Raw genomic sequence first — 15,826 nt, forward strand, 5'->3', positions numbered from 1 at the left:
GCACACCGAGCCCGAGTGTTGGGGCAAGAGCGTTTTGCTTACTTTTGCGCTTTTCAAAAGTGAGCCGCCGTAAGGGCGGAACCCTAAGCGGCCGTTACCTAAATAACGGATATGTACTCGATCAAAGGCCACCCATGGAAAAGTCAAAGTTACGCAAACTAGGAATGCTCACAGTAATCACAGTCGCCATCGGCCTGATCATCTACACGGTCCAGGCCCCCGCCGACGCCCCCCAATACCTCACAGCCACCGCTCAACGCGGTGACATCGAAAACGCCGTGCTGGCCACCGGCTTGCTCGAAGGCATCAAACAGGTCGACGTGGGCGCCCAAGTCTCCGGCCAATTGAAGTCCCTGAAAGTAAAGGTCGGCGACAAAGTGAAAAAGGGTCAATGGCTCGCCGAAATCGACCCACTGGTCCTGCAAAACACCCTGCGCAAGGCCCAGGTCGACGAAGAAAACCTTCAGGCCCAACGCCGCGCCACGGCGGCCCAGCTCAAGCAGGCCAAGTCCGTGTACGAGCGCTATAAAGGCCTGCAGATCGACGAGTCGGTATCCCGTCAGGACTTCGAAGACGCCGAGTCCAACTTCCAGGTGCAACAGGCCAACCTGCTGTCCCTGGATGCGCAGATCAAAAGCGCGCACATCCAGATCGACACCGCCAAGGTCAACCTGGCCTACACCCGCATCGTCGCGCCCATCGACGGCGATGTGGTGGGCATTGTCACCCAGGAAGGCCAGACCGTGATCGCCAGCCAACTGGCGCCGGTACTGCTCAAATTGGCGGACCTGGACACCATGACTGTCAAGGCCCAGGTCTCCGAGGCGGATGTGATCCACATCAGCCCCGGCCAGCAGGTGTACTTCACCATCCTCGGCGAGGCCGACAAGCGCTACTACGCCAAGCTGCGCGGCACCGAGCCGGCGCCGCAGAATTTCCTGGAAACCCAGACCGCCGGTACGCCAAAGCAGAACACCGCGGTGTTCTATAACGCGCTGTTCGACGTGCCCAACCCCGATCACCGCCTGCGTATCGCCATGACCGCCCAGGTGCGTATCGTGCTCGACACCGCCCAGGCCGCGTTGATGGTGCCGGTGGCGGCGCTCGGTGCGCGCAACAACGATGGCAGCTACCCGCTGCGGGTGCTGGATGCCAAGGGCAAGGCTGTGTCACGGGATGTGAAGACCGGGATCAACAACAACGTCAAGGTGCAGATCCTCGAAGGCCTGGCCGAAGGTGACAAAGTGGTGATCGGCGAAGCCACGCCGGCTGTGGCGGGGAACTGACGGATGACCCAGCCACTGTTGGAACTCAAGGGCATCACCCGCAGCTTCATGGCCGGCGAGCGTGAGTTCATTGCGCTCAAGGGCATCGACCTGACGATTCACGCCGGGGAAATGGTCGCGATCATCGGCGCCTCGGGCTCGGGTAAGTCCACCCTGATGAACATCCTCGGCGGCCTGGATTACGCCACGGCCGGCAGCTACAAGATCAATGGCATCGAAACCCGCTCATTGGGCGACGAGCAATTGGCCGAACTGCGCCGTGACTACTTCGGTTTTATCTTCCAGCGCTACCACTTGCTGGCGCACTTGAGCGCGTTGCACAACGTGGAGATGCCGGCGATCTATGCCGGTACGCCGGAGACCGCGCGCCATAGCCGTGCGCGGGAGTTGCTGGCCCGCCTGGGCTTGGCCAGCCACACCACCCATCGTCCCAGCCAGCTGTCGGGCGGGCAGCAGCAGCGGGTGAGTATTGCCCGTGCGTTGATGAACGGCGGTGAAGTGATCCTGGCCGACGAACCCACCGGCGCCCTCGACACCCACAGCGGCAAGGAGGTCATGCGTATCCTCGCTGAGCTGCACGCCGCCGGGCACACGGTGATTATCGTGACGCACGACCCCAAGGTCGCGGCGAACGCCCAGCGCATCGTCGAGGTGTGCGATGGCGAGATTGTCAGCGACAAGGCCAACGACAGTGTCGGCCTGGCGCTGCCCGGCGAAACGCCCATCGAACCCAGGCGCAATGGCGCCAGGCGTCTGGTGGCGAGCCTGGGGTTGTTCAAGGAAGCGTTCAACATGGCCTGGGTCGCGCTGGTGTCCCATCGCATGCGCACCTTGCTGACCATGCTCGGTATCGTCATCGGTATTACCTCGGTGGTGTCGATCTCGGCCATCGGCGAAGGTGCCAAGCGTTATGTTCTCAAGGACATCCAGGCGATCGGCAGCAACACCATCGATATCTTTTCCGGCACCAGTTTCGGTGACAGCCGCGCCTCGGCCATCGAGACGTTGATGCCCTCGGATGTCGACGCGTTGAACCAGCTGTATTACGTCGACAGCGCCACGCCGGTGGTGGGCCGCAACCTGTTGCTGCGCTTTGGCAATATCGACCTGGATGCGCAGGTCAACGGTGTGAGTGACCGCTATTTCAAGGTCAAGGGCCTGAAGCTTGAAGCCGGCATCGCCTTCAGCGAAAGCGACGCACGGCGCCAGGCCCAAGTGGTGGTGATCGACCACAACACCCGCCATCGCCTGTTCGGGCCGAACGTCGACCCGCTGGGCCAAGTGATCCTGGTGGGTAACCTGCCGTGCACGGTGATCGGCGTGACGGCCGACAATAAAAACATGTTCGCCGCCAGCAAGGCATTGAATGTGTGGGTGCCCTATGAAACGGCGGCGGGGCGCCTGTTGGGGCAGCGCCATCTGGACAGTATCACCGTGCGCATCAAGGACGGTCAGCCAAGCAAGGTGGTGGAAGACAACGTCAACAAGCTGATGCTGCAACGTCACGGCACCAAGGATTTCTTCACCAACAACCTCGACAGCATCATGCAGACGGTGCAGAAAACCAGTCGCTCCCTGGCGCTGTTGCTGTCGTTGATCGCGGTGATTTCGCTGCTGGTGGGCGGTATCGGGGTGATGAACATCATGCTGGTGTCGGTGACCGAGCGTACCCGCGAGATCGGTATTCGCATGGCGGTAGGCGCCCGGCAATCGGACATTCGCCAGCAGTTCCTGGTGGAGGCGGTGATGGTGTGTTTGATCGGTGGGCTGATCGGAATCTCGCTGTCCTATGCCCTGGGCTTTTTGTTTTCAGTGTTCGTGAAGGAATGGGAGATGGTGTTTTCCCTGGGCTCGATTCTGACCGCGTTTGCCTGTTCGACATTGATCGGCATCGTGTTTGGCTTTGTGCCGGCGCGGAATGCGGCGCGGCTCGATCCGATCGAGGCCTTGGCAAGGGATTGAGTCCTGCTTGTCAATGAGAACCCAATGTGGGAGGGGGCTTGCCCCCGATTGCTGTGTATCAGCCACAATTTCGGTTGCTGACCCACCGCCATCGGGGGCAAGCCCCCTCCCACATTTTGATCGGTGTGAGCTTAAAGCCCCGTACTTTCCTCGGTGGCATACATCCACCGCAACAACGAATGCCGCCCGCTGATCCCCAGCTTGATCGCCGCACGTTTGAGGTAACTCTCGATGGTGTTGACCTTCAATGCCAATTGCTCCGCCAGCTCCGGCGCCGTGCGCCCGGCCAGCAGGCCGACGCACACTTCGAGTTCACGGTTGGAGAGGGTCAGCCCCGATTGCACCAGGCGTTCCTCGATGCGCCGGCGCAGGGTTTCGAGGCCCTGGTTTTCCGCGGTCACCGGCTCGCTGTCCTGGCGGCAAGGCTGGATCGCGGCGATGTGTTTTTCGACCATGGGCAGCAGCAGGGTGGAGAAGTCCTGCAGCATGCTGCGCTCCTGCGGCGAGAAATTTTCGGACTGGTGTGAGCGATACACCGACAACACATAGCGCACGTCGTCGCGGCGGCGGGTGAGGTGCAATTGTGCGGCAGGTTGCTCTTCGCCCAAGGCTTCTACCGAGTCGGTGTAGACCGGGCTGATCTTGCGCCGGACCTGCCCTTCGGCACTCACCTGCAGTTGCGTGATATGGGTGGCGTCCACGGCCAGTTGGGTGAGGATCAGGTCATGCAGCATGCGCGGAAAATGGCGGCTGCCGGTGCTGGCGATGACCTTGCCAATATGCGGAAACAACTGTGAGTTCATCAATTCATCCATGAGGCGTGCAGGTATTCGGCCTTATAGCAGCGGGGATTAAGATGCAAGCCAATGCGAATAACCTACCGTGATAGTCCTTCCCGCCGGAACCTATGCTAGTACAGCCTGGCGGCGGGAAGGGGATCCAATCTTAAAAAATCGGATTTAAAGACTCACGAGCCTGGAAGGACGTTGCAGCGTGCGCGTGCATTTGGCCAGTGCCTGCTGTACATCCGCCAGCAGGTCGGCGATGTCTTCAAGCCCCACCGACAAGCGCACCAACCCCTCGCTGATGCCGTGTGCGGCCCGCTCTTCCGGGGTGTAGGTGGAGTGGGTCATGCTCGCCGGGTGCTGGGCCAGTGATTCGGCGTCGCCCAGGCTGACCGCGCGGGTAAACAGCTTGAGTGCATTCATGAAGCGCCGGCCGGTTTCGATCCCGCCCTTGAGTTCGAAGGCGATCATGCCACCGGGCATTTTCATCTGGCGTGTCGCCAGTTCGTATTGAGGGAAAGAACGCAGGCCCGGGTAAGTCACGCGCTCCACGGCCGGGTGCGCCTGCAAGGCTTCGGCCACGGCCTGGGCGTTGCTGCAGTGGCGGTCCATGCGCAGGGCCAGAGTCTTGAGGCCGCGCATCAACAGCGAGGCATCCTGGGGCGACATGACGGCGCCGGTCAGGTCCTTGAGGCCTTGCAGGCGAATACGCTGGGCCAGCGCCTGGCTGCTCACGGCAATGCCCGCGGTGATATCGCCGTGGCCGCTGAGGTATTTGGTGGCCGAATGCACCACCACATCGGCGCCCAGTTCCAGGGGGCGTTGCAGGTAGGGCGTGCAGTAGGTGTTGTCGACCACCACGGTGACATTGGGCTGGTGGTGGGCGAGGGTGGCGACGGCGGCGATATCTACCAGTCGCAGGTTGGGGTTGGCCGGGGTTTCGCAGTAGATCATGCGCGTTGCGGGGCTGAGCGCGGCTTGCAGGGCCGCCAGGTCCGTGAGGTCGACATGCCGCACCTTGATGCCGAACTCGCCGATGCCGTGGTGCAGCAGGGCGAAGGTACAACCGTACAGCGTCTGGCTGACGATCACCTCGTCGCCGGGGCGTAGCAGGGTCCAGAACGTCGCGGCAATCGCCCCCATCCCGGAACTGAAGGCCACCGCCGCCTCGCCGTTTTCCAGGGTCGCCATGCGTGACTCCAGCAGCGCCAGGGTCGGGTTGGAAATGCGCGTATAGAAGTGGCCGCTGGCTTCGCCGGCAAAACAGGCGGCGCCGTATTCGGCGGTGGGGAAGGCAAAGGTGGCCGACAGATAAATCGGCGGGACGAGCGCGCCGTGGTGGTCCTTGGGGTCGTAGCCGTGGTGGATGGCGCGGGTGGAAAAGCCGAATGCATTGTGTTTATTGTTCATGTCGGACACTCCTTATTTCCTACAATGCTATGCTCATAACCAGAGATGAACTTTGCAATATTTGCCGGTAATTCCCGCGTCCCGGGATAAAAACCTCATAAAAATAACGAATAGAGGCACGTTATGCCCATCCGTCTGGATCGCACCGATAAAGCGCTTTTAAACGCGCTGCAAGGCAATGCCCGCCTCACGGTGGCTGAATTGGCCGACCGCGTCTCCCTGACGACCTCGCCCTGTTGGCGCCGGGTGCGCAACCTGGAGGAGAGCGGGGTGATCAGCGGGTACCAGGCGATTCTCTCGCCCAAGGCGCTGGGGTATGGGGTGACGGCGTTTGTCAGCATCATGATGGAGAGTCATACCCAGGAAATTGCCCGGGCATTCGAGCAGCGGTTGTTGGCGATTCCCGAGATCGTGGCGTGCCATAACGTGTCGGGGCGGTATGATTTTTTGTTGGAAGTGGTGGCGAGGGATCTGGAGTCGTTTGGGGAGTTTGCGCGGGAGGTGTTGCAGACGTTGCCTTGCGTCAAGGAGATTTATTCAAGTTTTTCCTATAAGTCGGTGAGGGGGTTGCGGGTGATTCCGGTGCCGGGGTGATGGCGGGGTGGTGTCGTGTTGTGTACATATCCGTTGCTTCGGTAACGGCCACCTATGGTTCCGCTCTTACAGCGGCTCACTTTTGGAAAGGCCGGAAGCCGGCCCAGCCAAAAGTAAGCAAAAGGCCTTCGCCCCAACACTCGGTGCCTCGCTTAGGCTCGGCATGCCCTCACTCCGGCCAGCGTGTTTGACGGGGCGCCCAAGATCAAAAGCAAGAGCGCGGCGACCTTAGAGCCGACCGGATTGTATGGCCGGTACTCGGTCAAAGTGTGGGAGGGGGCTTGCCCCCGATGGCAGTGGGTCAGTCACTGATGAGTTGGCTGACACACCGCCATCGGGGGCAAGCCCCCTCCCACAGGTTGATCTTCATGTATCAGTTGAAGGGTGGTTTGCTCTGGCTCTGGCTCTGGCTCTGGCTCTGGCTCTGGCTCTGGCTCTGGCTCTGGCTTTTGATCTGCTTTTGATTTTGATGTTAGGCGCCCCATCAAACACGCTGGCCGGAATCCCTGTCGGATTACGGGCACACCGAGCCTAGGCGAGGTGCCGAGTGTTGGGGCAAGAGCCTTTTGGTTACTTTTGGGCTCTTTTCAAAAGTGACCCGCCGTAAGGGCGGAACCAATATCCGCCATCACCCAAATAACGGATATGTACTCAGCACAACCCCCCCCAAACAGCACGTACATCCAATTTTCCCCACCCCATCCCCCCTCAAACTCCCTCATCGCTGAATCTTCACGGCAGAGGGATACCCCATGGACCCAACCACAAAACCAGGCCCCGACGAAGTCGTCACCCTGGTGGTCAAGCACCTCATCAAACCCGGCCTGGAGGCTGACTACGAAGCCTGGCTGCGCCGCATCGTGCGTATCGCCGGCGCCCGTGCCGGCCACCTCGGTGTCGACGTGGTACGCGGCAAACAGGGCAACCTGGCGCTGTTCACCTGTGTGTTGCGCTACCGTTCCACCGATGACCTGCAAACCTGGCTCGACTCCCCCGAGCGCAAAACCCTGATCGCCGAAGCCGCGCCCATGCTCGCCGACGGTGACAACACCGAAATCAATGGGGTCAACGAATTCTGGTTCAACCCCGAAACCCCAAACGCCGCCAAGCCGCCGCGCTGGAAGCAGGCGGTGGTCACCCTGTGCGTGATCCTGCCGCTGACCCTGCTGGTGCCGATCGTATGGGCCCCGGTGCTGCGCCTGCACCCGTTTCTCTCCAACTACGTGGTCGCCACGTTTCTGGTAACCGTGACCATCGTCGTGCTGGTGGCCTACCTGCTGATGCCGGCGGCCACCCGCCTGTTCGCTCCCTGGCTCGAAGCCTCTGTAAAGGAAACCCTATGAACGCCGACCTGATTCTGTTCAATGGCCAGTTCCACACCGTGGACCGTGAAAACCCGCGCGCCACGGCCGTCGCCATCCGTGAGGGGCGGTTTGTCGCCGTGGGCACCGACGGTGAAGCCATGGCCCTGCGCGGCAGTGGTACCCAGGTCATCGACCTCAAGGGCCGCACCGTCATCCCCGGCCTCAATGACTCGCACCTGCACCTGATCCGTGGCGGCTTGAACTACAACCTCGAGCTGCGCTGGGAAGGCGTGCCGTCCCTGGCCGATGCCCTGCGCATGCTCAAGGACCAGGCCGACCGCACGCCGACCCCGCAATGGGTGCGCGTGGTGGGGGGCTGGAACGAATTCCAGTTCGCCGAAAAACGCATGCCGACCCTGGAAGAGTTGAACCAGGCCGCGCCCGATACGCCGGTGTTCGTGCTGCACCTGTACGACCGCGCCTTGCTCAACCGCGCAGCGCTGCGTGTGGCCGGCTATACCAAGGACACGCCGAACCCGCCGGGTGGCGAGATCGTGCGTGACAGCAACGGCAACCCCACCGGCATGCTGGTGGCGCGGCCGAACGCGATGATTCTGTACTCGACCCTGGCCAAGGGCCCGAAACTGCCGTTGGAATACCAGGTCAACTCCACCCGCCAGTTCATGCGTGAACTCAATCGCCTGGGCCTCACCAGTGCCATCGACGCCGGCGGCGGCTTCCAGAACTACCCCGATGACTACGCAGTGATCGAGCAACTGGCCAAGGACCAACAGTTGACGGTGCGTATCGCCTACAACCTGTTCACCCAGAAGCCCAAGGAAGAACTCAGCGACTTCAAGAACTGGACCGGCAGCGTCACCCTGCACCAGGGCGACGACTACCTGCGCCACAACGGCGCTGGCGAAATGCTGGTGTTCTCGGCCGCCGACTTCGAAGATTTCCTGGAACCGCGTCCCGACCTGCCGCTGACCATGGAGCAGGAACTGGAGCCGGTGGTGCGCCACCTGGTTGAACAGCGCTGGCCGTTCCGTTTGCACGCCACCTATGACGAGTCCATCTCGCGCATGCTCGACGTGTTCGAGAAGGTCAACCGCGACATTCCGTTCAATGGCCTGCCGTGGTTTTTTGACCACGCCGAAACCATTACCCCGAGAAATATCGAGCGTGTACGTGCCCTGGGTGGCGGTATTGCGATCCAGGACCGCATGGCGTTCCAGGGCGAATATTTTGTCGAGCGCTACGGCGCCAAGGCCGCCGAAGCCACGCCACCGATCAAGCGCATGCTGGCCGAAGGCGTGCCGGTGGGCGCGGGCACCGATGCGACGCGGGTATCGAGCTACAACCCGTGGACCTCGCTGTACTGGATGGTCAGCGGCCGCACCGTCGGTGGCCTGGAACTGCATGCCGAAGGCCTGCCGCGCCTGACCGCGCTGGAACTGTTCACCCACGGCAGCGCCTGGTTCTCGTCCGAGCAGGGCAAGAAGGGCCAGATCAAGGTCGGGCAGTTGGCGGACGTGGCGGCGCTGTCGGCGGACTTCTTCAGTGTCGATGAGGAAGCCATCAAGTGGATCGAGTCGGTCCTGACCGTGGTCGGCGGCAAGGTGGTCTACGGTGCCGGTGACTTCGAAGACTTCGCACCCCCGCGCGTGCCGGTACTGCCGGATTGGTCGCCGGTGGTCAAGGTGCCAGGGCACTGGCGTCCAGGCTCGCCGTTGCAGGCGCAGGTGCACCAGTGCAGCGGCCCGTGCGGCGTGCATGCCCACAGCCACGAAAAAGCCCGCCATTCCAGCGTGCCGGTCAGCGACTTCCAGGGTTTCTGGGGTGCGTTCGGCTGCTCGTGTTTTGCGTTTTGATTACCCATCCCCCCGTAAGGAGTTGAACCATGGCTAGCCCTCGTTTGAACAAAGATGACGCCGTTGTACTGTTGGTCGACCACCAGACTGGCCTGATTTCCCTGGTGCAGGATTTCTCCCCCAACGAATTCAAGAACAACGTCCTGGCCTTGGCCGATGTGGCGAAGTTCTTCAACCTGCCGACCATCCTCACCACCAGCTTCGAAAGCGGTCCCAACGGTCCACTGGTGCCCGAACTCAAGGCACTCTTCCCGGACGCGCCGTACATCGCCCGCCCTGGCCAGATCAATGCCTGGGACAACGAAGACTTCGTGAAGGCCGTCAAGGCCACCGGCCGCAAGCAGATCATCATTGCCGGTGTGGTGACGGACGTGTGCGTCGCGTTCCCGACCTTGTGCGCCCTGGAGGAAGGCTTTGAGGTGTTCGTGGTCACTGACGCGTCGGGCACCTTCAACGAAACCGTACAACAAGCCGCCTGGGCGCGCATGACTGCCGCTGGTGCGCAACTGGTGAACTGGTTTGCCGTGGCTTGCGAACTGCAGCGCGACTGGCGCAACGACATGGAAGGCCTGGCCAACCTGCTGTCGCCACGCATCCCCAACTACCGCAACCTGATGAACAGCTACTCGGCGTTTACCAAGTAACTGGCTCTCAAGTCTGTAGGTGATCCCTGTGGGAGGGGCGGTGCGACGATTCGACTTGCCCCCGATAGCGGTGTGTCAGTCACACTGCCATCGGGGGCAAGTCGAATCGTCGCACCGCCCCTCCCACATTTGATTTGTGGTGTGGCGACATACCCGTTATAAAAAACACCAAATGTCCACCGAGAAGCGACAATGAACCCCTTCGAAGACATGCGCCTGTTCTGCCAAGTCATGGAATCCGGCAGCTTCACCGCCGCCGCCGAACAGTTGGGCCTGTCCAAGCAATTCGTCAGCCGCCGCCTGATCCAGCTGGAAGATCGCCTTGGCGTACGCCTGCTCAATCGCTCCACCCGCCGCCTGGATGTCACGCCACTCGGCCAGAGTTACTACGAATCCGCCTTGCGCCTGCTCAGTGAAGTCGAGCAAGTGGAGCAGGGCATTGCCGGCCAGAACAGCGAACCGCGCGGCACCATTCGCCTCAGCGCGCCGTTGTCGTTTGCCATGGCCCATCTGGGTTGTCTGTTGCCGTTGTTCCTGCAGCGCCATCCCCAGGTGGCGGTGGAGGTCGACTTGAGCGACCGCCCCGTGGACCTGATCGGCGAAGGCTACGACCTGGTCTTGCGCATCGGCACCCTGGAAGATTCCACCCTGATCGCTCGGCGTATCGCCAGCATCCCCCGGGTGTATTGCGCCAGCCCCGGCTACCTGGCCGTGCGCGGCACGCCGCAGAAACCCGACGACCTCGCCGACCACGATTGCCTGCCCTACGGCCATGGCCGCCAGGTGCAGTGGCGCTTCAAGGGCAAGTTGCAGGCGCTGAGCGTGAGTGGGCGCATGCGCGTGAACAATGGCGACCTGCTGCGCGATACCGCCATCGCCGGCCTGGGCGTGACCTACCTGCCGACCTTTATCGTCGGCGAGGCGTTGAAGGATGGCCGCCTGGTCACGGTGCTGGATGAGTTCGCCCCCGAAGACCTGACACTGTCGGCGGTGTACCCCCAGCACCGGCAAAGCTCGCGGCCGGTGCAGGCGCTGGTGGAGTTCCTGCGCGAACGCCTGGCTAGCGGCTGTTGAACAGCTGACGGATCAGGTTGGGCGTACTGCCGGTCCAGCGTTTGAACGAACGACGGAAGTTCGCCGCATCGTTGAAGTTCAGGTACGCCGCCACTTCATCATTGCTATAGCCCTTGACCTGATACAGGTGCAGCGCCACCTGCTTGCGCACGCGGTCCACCTGTTGCTGAAACCCGGTGTCATGCTTGTGCAACTTGCGCTTGAGGGTCGCCGGGCTCATGGCGAAGGCCTGCGCGGCCTGTTCCAGGCTGGGCGGTTGCCGCACCTGTTCGCGCAGGTAGTCGTAGAGGCAGTCGAGAAAGCTGCTGGCAAAGCCCAGCTGTTCGATCTGTTCGCGGGCCTGCTGGCGTGCGACCTGGCCGGCGGTGGCCGAGGCGCCCGGCCACGCGCGGGTGAGGTACTCACGGGGGATGCTCAGCATATCCAGCGGCCGTTCGAAGCGCGTCTCTTCGCCCAGGTGCACCCAATACTGCTCAATGTAGCGCGGTTCGGCATGACTGAAACAGCACACCCACGGCAAGCGCTCGCCACTGAGCCACTGGCTCATGGCAACCAGCGAGGTCATGCTGGCTTCCAGTAAAAACCGCCAATGCTCGCCGGCGCCGCAACTGTCCCGCCAGTACAGGTAGGCATGGTGCGCATCCAGTTCCAGGTGCAAGGTGACCAGCGGGCTGAGCAGCACCTGTTGCTGGATCAGGATCTCCAGGGCCTGGTGCAGGTTCTGCGCATGGCCCAGGGCATGGCTGGCCGCGCCGTAATAACCGGGCAGGAGTCGCTGGCCTAACAGAAAGCTGCTGTCGTCGGCGTCGAGCAATTTGCGACTGTTGCCGATCAACCCGAAAAACTGCTGCGGGCTCAACCGCGCCGTGCCGGCCAGGATGTCCTCGTGAAACAGTCCCGTGCCGCGCAGCAGGCGATGGCTGTCGATGTCCCGGGACAAGGCCAGGTCGATCAGCGTGGCGGGTTGGTAGTGCCCTGGTATGAAGCGGCTGTCGGCTTCATACCAACTGGTTTTCACGGCCATCTCAGGCACTTTTCGCCAGGGGTTGCTTGGCCCTGGCCAGCGCCAAGTTGAGGCGTTTGAGCAAGTCCTGGGGCGGCTCGTCCAGGGCCATGACCACGGCGGTGGTCGCTACCAGTTGCAGGCGTTCCCCGTGCAGCCGGGTCTTGTGTGCGAGGCCGCGCACCGCCTGCTGCAACTCCAGCGCCAGCTCCTTGGCCTGGCGCTCACCGGTGTTGGGCAGCAGCACCACAAAACGGTCGCCGGCCAGGCGGCACAGCAGGTCCTGGCGACGCAGGTTGAGCAACAGCAAATGGCTGAGGGCCTGCAACACCGCATCGCCTTCGGCATGCCCGTAGGCCTGGTTGATGGCGGCGAAGTGATCCAGGTCCAGGGCCAGCAGGGACAGCGGTTGCTGCTGGGTCTGGCTGTCTTGCAGGCTGTCGGCCAACTGGCGCTTGAGGTAGTCGGCGCCGGCCAGAGGCGTGAGTTTGTCGAACAGCCGATGCTCGCGGAACAACCGTTCGCGTTTCTCCATCTGTGCGCTGATCGCCAGTTGTTCGCGGTGCCAGTGGTAGATGCCGATGGTCAGCAGGATCATGCCCACCGGCATCGGCCCGGACTCCAGCCAGTGGTCCCAGGTGATGCTGTCGGGCAGGCGGATGAATTCGTCGAGGCTGTCGATCCACCAGGAGAAGAAGATGCATGACAGGCCCAGCGCCAGGTAATTGGTCACGCGCCCGGCCGGTCGGCTTTTCAGCACCAGCCCCAGCCAGACCAGGGCGAGCAGGGCGGAACCGCCTTCGCCGAAGATATCCAGCCATGCCCACTCGCTGACGCTTTTCAACTCGCCGCAGGCCAGGTGCAGGATCAGCCCCAGGTTGGCCGCGATCAGCAGCAGGGAGAGTTTCCAGCGGTGGGGTTTGAGCACGGAAAACATGGCCGCGAGTCCTTGCAAGGTTCAGTCGTGGGCGCCAGCACAGCAGATGGATGTGACGGTTGCATGACGGTAGGGGAGGGTCGAATCAGCTCATCCCGCCGACAATGAAAAGCAGAAAATGTGGGAGGGGGCTTGCCCCCGATAGCGGTGCGTCAGTGAGAAACCAGGGGCTGACCCACCGCTATTGGGGGCAAGCCTCCTGCCACAGTTGATCTTCACAGGTCATTTCAGCTCATTCCAACTCAGGATCCTGCTCAAACCCACGGTTTACGGGCCTTCCCACCACACCCTGTCACAGAACCGTCATCCCACACCCCTAGCGTGCCCTCCCAGTTGCCGGGCCTCTTGCCTGGCGCCAACGGACTCTTGGGGAGGATTGCATGTACAAGCGCACCGGGCTCGTCAGCTTTACGCTAACTGCCTTGGCCCTGGCGATTGCCAGTGAGCGGCTCAACGCGGCCGAGGCGGCCAACACTGAGCACGTCGAAGTGGTCGGCCAGGCAGCGGCCATCGACCAGGCGCTCAAGGAGCAACGCAATTCCGACAGCATCAAGAGCGTGGTGCATGCCGACGGCGTGGCCCAGCTACCGGATGAAAACGTCGCCGAAGCGGCGCAGCGCTTGCCGGGTATCAGCGTGGAGCGCGACCAGGGCGAAGGGCGCTTCGTCAGCGTGCGTGGCCTGGGCCCGGACCTCAACAGCGTGACCATCAACGGCACCCTGGTGCCTGCCCCGGAGAGCGCCCGCCGCGCCGTGGCCCTCGACGTGCTGCCCGCGGAATTGGTGCAGTCGCTGTCGGTGATCAAGACCCTCACCCCGGACATGGACGCCAACTCCCTTGGCGGCACCGTCGATGTGCAAAGCCTGTCGGCCTTCGACCACAAGGGCCTGTTCTACACCGGCAGCACCGAGGCCAGCTACGACAAGAACACGAGCCAGACCAGCCCCAAATTCTCCGGCGCGGCCAGCAACCGTTTCAGCCTCGGCGACGGCATCGACAACTTCGGCGTCGCCGCCGCGCTGAGCTGGCAGAAGCGCGACTTCGGCTCGGACAACGTCGAGACCGGCGGCGCCTGGGACTTCACCGACGGCGCCCGGCTCAACGAGTTCGAACAGCGTGACTACGACATCAGCCGCGAACGGGCCGGTGGCGGCCTGAACTTCGATTACAAGCCCGACGACTTCAGCAGCTACTACCTGCGCACTCTCTACAGCCGCTACAAAGACACCGAAACCCGCAACTCCACCAGCCTCGAATTCGCCGACCCGCAGGCCCCCGGCCAACTGGGCGATGCCGAGGGCAAGCGCAAGCTGAAGAACCGCGAAGAGACCCAGGAAATCCAGTCCTACGTATTCGGCGGCGAACGCATGCTCGGCCTGTGGACCCTGAGCGGCCAGGCCGGCTTCAGCCAATCCAGCGAAGACAGCCCGGCGCACATCGCCGGTGCCACCTTTGACGGCGGCGACTTTGCCAACAGTGGTTTCCATGACAAGGACAAGCCACGCCCGATCATCGGCAGCGCCTTCTACGACGCGCGCAACTTCAGCCTCGACAAAGTCGACTGGGAAAAACAGAACACCCAGGACACCGAGAAAAACCTGCGCCTGGACCTGGCCCGCGACTACGACCTGAACGGCTATGCGTCCCAGGTCAAATTTGGCGGCAAGGTCAGCCGCCGTAACAAGGACAACGACCTGGAGGCCTGGGTCTACAAAGACTTCGACACCCTCGGCTTCACTGCCGACCAGCTCAATCTCAGCCAGTTCCAGAAGGGCACTGTCGACTACCGCCTGGGCAGCTACGGCCCCGGCATCAGCCCCAGCGCGATCAAGCAGCTGATAGGCGGCCTCAACCCGGCGGACTTCTACGACGAGACCGAATCCCGGGTCAACGACTTCACCATTCGCGAAGACATCAACGCCGGCTACCTGATGAACACCGTCGACATCGACGACTGGCGCTTCATCGCTGGCCTGCGCTACGAAGGCACCGAGTTCGAAGCCAAGGGCACCGGCGCCACCGATGGCGTGTTCACCCCGACCGACACCCAGCGTCGCTATCACCATTGGCTGCCGGGCCTGCATGCGCGCTACCAGATCGACAAGAACACCCAGGTGCGCGCGGCCTGGACCAAATCCGTGGTCCGCCCGACCTTTGGCCAGTTGGCGCCGGGGTTTGTGATCGATGATGACGAAGCCACCTTCGGCAACCCGGACCTCAAGCCCCTGGAATCGAGCAACCTGGACCTGGGCATCGAGCACTTCATGGGCCGCGCCGGCACCGTCTCGGCGTTCGTGTTCTACAAGGACATCAAGAACTTCGTCTACAACACCGACCTGGCCGGCACCGGCGCCTGGACCAACTTCGCCGAGGCCCACACCTACGCCAACGGCGACAGCGCCAGGCTCTACGGCCTGGAGTTGGCCTACTCACAGAAATTCGACTGGCTGCCCGCGCCGTGGAACGGCCTGCTGATCGGCGCCAACACTACGTTCAGCCGCTCCAGCGCCGACATCGAAGGTTTCGACGGTGCCAGCGGCACGAACCGCAAGCGCCACATCAGCCTGCCCAACCAGTCCGACACCGTCGGCAACCTGATGCTCGGTTGGGAAGACGACACGCTCAGCCTGCGCCTGTCGGCCAACTACAAATCGGCCTACCTCTTTGAGCTGGCGTCGATCAACGACAAGGCCCACGACCTGCATGTGGACGCGCAGACCTTTGTCGACTTCAGCGCGCGCTACTCGCTGACCAAGAACCTGCAGGTCAGCTTCGAAGCGCAGAACCTCACCGATGAGTCGTACTTCGTCTACACCGGCCACCGCAGCTACAACGGCCAATACGAAGAGTACGGCACGACCTACAAGCTGGGCCTGACCTTCACCCACTTCTAACCCACACCTCCATTCCAATGTGGGAGGGGGCAAGCCCCCGATGGCTGTGGCCCAGCTGG

At 62.4% G+C, this 15,826-nt stretch carries 12 protein-coding genes; 8 read left to right on the top strand and 4 right to left on the bottom strand.

The window, feature by feature from the left end; all coding sequences use genetic code 11:
- Positions 1-134 precede the first annotated feature (134 nt).
- Positions 135-1,286, top strand: a complete 1,152-nt coding sequence (gene macA, locus BMX59_RS24675) for a macrolide transporter subunit MacA (protein ID WP_093126801.1) — start codon at positions 135-137, stop codon at positions 1,284-1,286.
- Between the two features lie 3 nt (positions 1,287-1,289).
- Positions 1,290-3,248 carry a MacB family efflux pump subunit gene (locus BMX59_RS24680; protein ID WP_093126808.1) on the top strand — a complete coding sequence of 653 codons (1,959 nt, stop codon included), beginning with the start codon at positions 1,290-1,292 and terminating at the stop codon, positions 3,246-3,248.
- Positions 3,249-3,379: 131 nt separating this feature from the next.
- Here the strand turns inward: BMX59_RS24680 and BMX59_RS24685 are convergent, their stop codons facing one another.
- The gene (locus BMX59_RS24685; protein WP_170856082.1) at positions 3,380-4,051 is read right to left on the bottom strand and encodes a helix-turn-helix transcriptional regulator; all 672 of its coding nucleotides are present in this window, start codon (positions 4,049-4,051) and stop codon (positions 3,380-3,382) included.
- A gap of 156 nt (positions 4,052-4,207) precedes the next feature.
- The gene (locus BMX59_RS24690; RefSeq protein ID WP_093126813.1) at positions 4,208-5,443 is read right to left on the bottom strand and encodes a methionine gamma-lyase; all 1,236 of its coding nucleotides are present in this window, start codon (positions 5,441-5,443) and stop codon (positions 4,208-4,210) included.
- Positions 5,444-5,566: 123 nt separating this feature from the next.
- Here BMX59_RS24690 and BMX59_RS24695 point away from each other — a divergent pair, with 123 nt between their 5' ends.
- The 5 genes from BMX59_RS24695 to BMX59_RS24715 all read left to right on the top strand — a co-directional run bounded on the left by BMX59_RS24695 (position 5,567) and on the right by BMX59_RS24715 (position 10,933).
- Positions 5,567-6,037 (top strand): Lrp/AsnC family transcriptional regulator, encoded by a 471-nt coding sequence (locus BMX59_RS24695; RefSeq protein WP_092245699.1) that lies wholly within the window; start codon positions 5,567-5,569, stop codon positions 6,035-6,037.
- Positions 6,038-6,789: 752 nt separating this feature from the next.
- Positions 6,790-7,380 carry an antibiotic biosynthesis monooxygenase gene (locus BMX59_RS24700; protein WP_093126819.1) on the top strand — a complete coding sequence of 197 codons (591 nt, stop codon included), beginning with the start codon at positions 6,790-6,792 and terminating at the stop codon, positions 7,378-7,380.
- Complete coding sequence (locus BMX59_RS24705) at positions 7,377-9,215, top strand: amidohydrolase (protein WP_092245694.1); 1,839 nt, start codon at positions 7,377-7,379, stop codon at positions 9,213-9,215. The genes BMX59_RS24700 and BMX59_RS24705 overlap by 4 nt, the downstream gene beginning before the upstream one ends.
- A 29-nt stretch (positions 9,216-9,244) precedes the next feature.
- A complete protein-coding gene (gene ycaC / locus BMX59_RS24710; protein WP_071490108.1) occupies positions 9,245-9,859 on the top strand; it encodes an isochorismate family cysteine hydrolase YcaC in 615 nt (204 codons plus the stop codon).
- Between the two features lie 192 nt (positions 9,860-10,051).
- Entirely contained in the window at positions 10,052-10,933 is an 882-nt protein-coding gene (locus tag BMX59_RS24715; RefSeq protein WP_093126825.1) for a LysR family transcriptional regulator, read from the top strand.
- Here the strand turns inward: BMX59_RS24715 and BMX59_RS24720 are convergent.
- Together BMX59_RS24720 and BMX59_RS24725 are read right to left on the bottom strand one after the other, a co-directional pair.
- Complete coding sequence (locus tag BMX59_RS24720; protein WP_093126829.1) at positions 10,920-11,957, bottom strand: AraC family transcriptional regulator; 1,038 nt, start codon at positions 11,955-11,957, stop codon at positions 10,920-10,922. The genes BMX59_RS24715 and BMX59_RS24720 overlap by 14 nt on opposite strands.
- A 1-nt stretch (position 11,958) precedes the next feature.
- Complete coding sequence (locus tag BMX59_RS24725) at positions 11,959-12,873, bottom strand: GGDEF domain-containing protein (protein WP_093126833.1); 915 nt, start codon at positions 12,871-12,873, stop codon at positions 11,959-11,961.
- A gap of 380 nt (positions 12,874-13,253) precedes the next feature.
- Here BMX59_RS24725 and BMX59_RS24730 point away from each other — a divergent pair, with 380 nt between their 5' ends.
- Positions 13,254-15,767: a TonB-dependent receptor gene (locus tag BMX59_RS24730; RefSeq protein ID WP_093126836.1), complete on the top strand. Its 2,514-nt coding sequence runs from the start codon at positions 13,254-13,256 to the stop codon at positions 15,765-15,767.
- Positions 15,768-15,826: the final 59 nt, after the last annotated feature.

Source organism: Pseudomonas sp. NFR09 (genome assembly GCF_900111535.1).
GTDB lineage: Bacteria > Pseudomonadota > Gammaproteobacteria > Pseudomonadales > Pseudomonadaceae > Aquipseudomonas > Aquipseudomonas extremorientalis.

Excerpts from the sequence above, each read along its gene's own strand:
- macA (WP_093126801.1), top strand. The coding sequence starts at position 135 with ATGGAAAAGTCAAAGTTACGCAAACTAGGAATGCTCACAGTAATCACA.
- BMX59_RS24680 (WP_093126808.1), top strand. The coding sequence starts at position 1,290 with ATGACCCAGCCACTGTTGGAACTCAAGGGCATCACCCGCAGCTTCATG.
- BMX59_RS24685 (WP_170856082.1), bottom strand. The coding sequence starts at position 4,051 with ATGAACTCACAGTTGTTTCCGCATATTGGCAAGGTCATCGCCAGCACC.
- BMX59_RS24690 (WP_093126813.1), bottom strand. The coding sequence starts at position 5,443 with ATGAACAATAAACACAATGCATTCGGCTTTTCCACCCGCGCCATCCAC.
- BMX59_RS24695 (WP_092245699.1), top strand. The coding sequence starts at position 5,567 with ATGCCCATCCGTCTGGATCGCACCGATAAAGCGCTTTTAAACGCGCTG.
- BMX59_RS24700 (WP_093126819.1), top strand. The coding sequence starts at position 6,790 with ATGGACCCAACCACAAAACCAGGCCCCGACGAAGTCGTCACCCTGGTG.
- BMX59_RS24705 (WP_092245694.1), top strand. The coding sequence starts at position 7,377 with ATGAACGCCGACCTGATTCTGTTCAATGGCCAGTTCCACACCGTGGAC.
- ycaC (WP_071490108.1), top strand. The coding sequence starts at position 9,245 with ATGGCTAGCCCTCGTTTGAACAAAGATGACGCCGTTGTACTGTTGGTC.
- BMX59_RS24715 (WP_093126825.1), top strand. The coding sequence starts at position 10,052 with ATGAACCCCTTCGAAGACATGCGCCTGTTCTGCCAAGTCATGGAATCC.
- BMX59_RS24720 (WP_093126829.1), bottom strand. The coding sequence starts at position 11,957 with ATGGCCGTGAAAACCAGTTGGTATGAAGCCGACAGCCGCTTCATACCA.
- BMX59_RS24725 (WP_093126833.1), bottom strand. The coding sequence starts at position 12,873 with ATGTTTTCCGTGCTCAAACCCCACCGCTGGAAACTCTCCCTGCTGCTG.
- BMX59_RS24730 (WP_093126836.1), top strand. The coding sequence starts at position 13,254 with ATGTACAAGCGCACCGGGCTCGTCAGCTTTACGCTAACTGCCTTGGCC.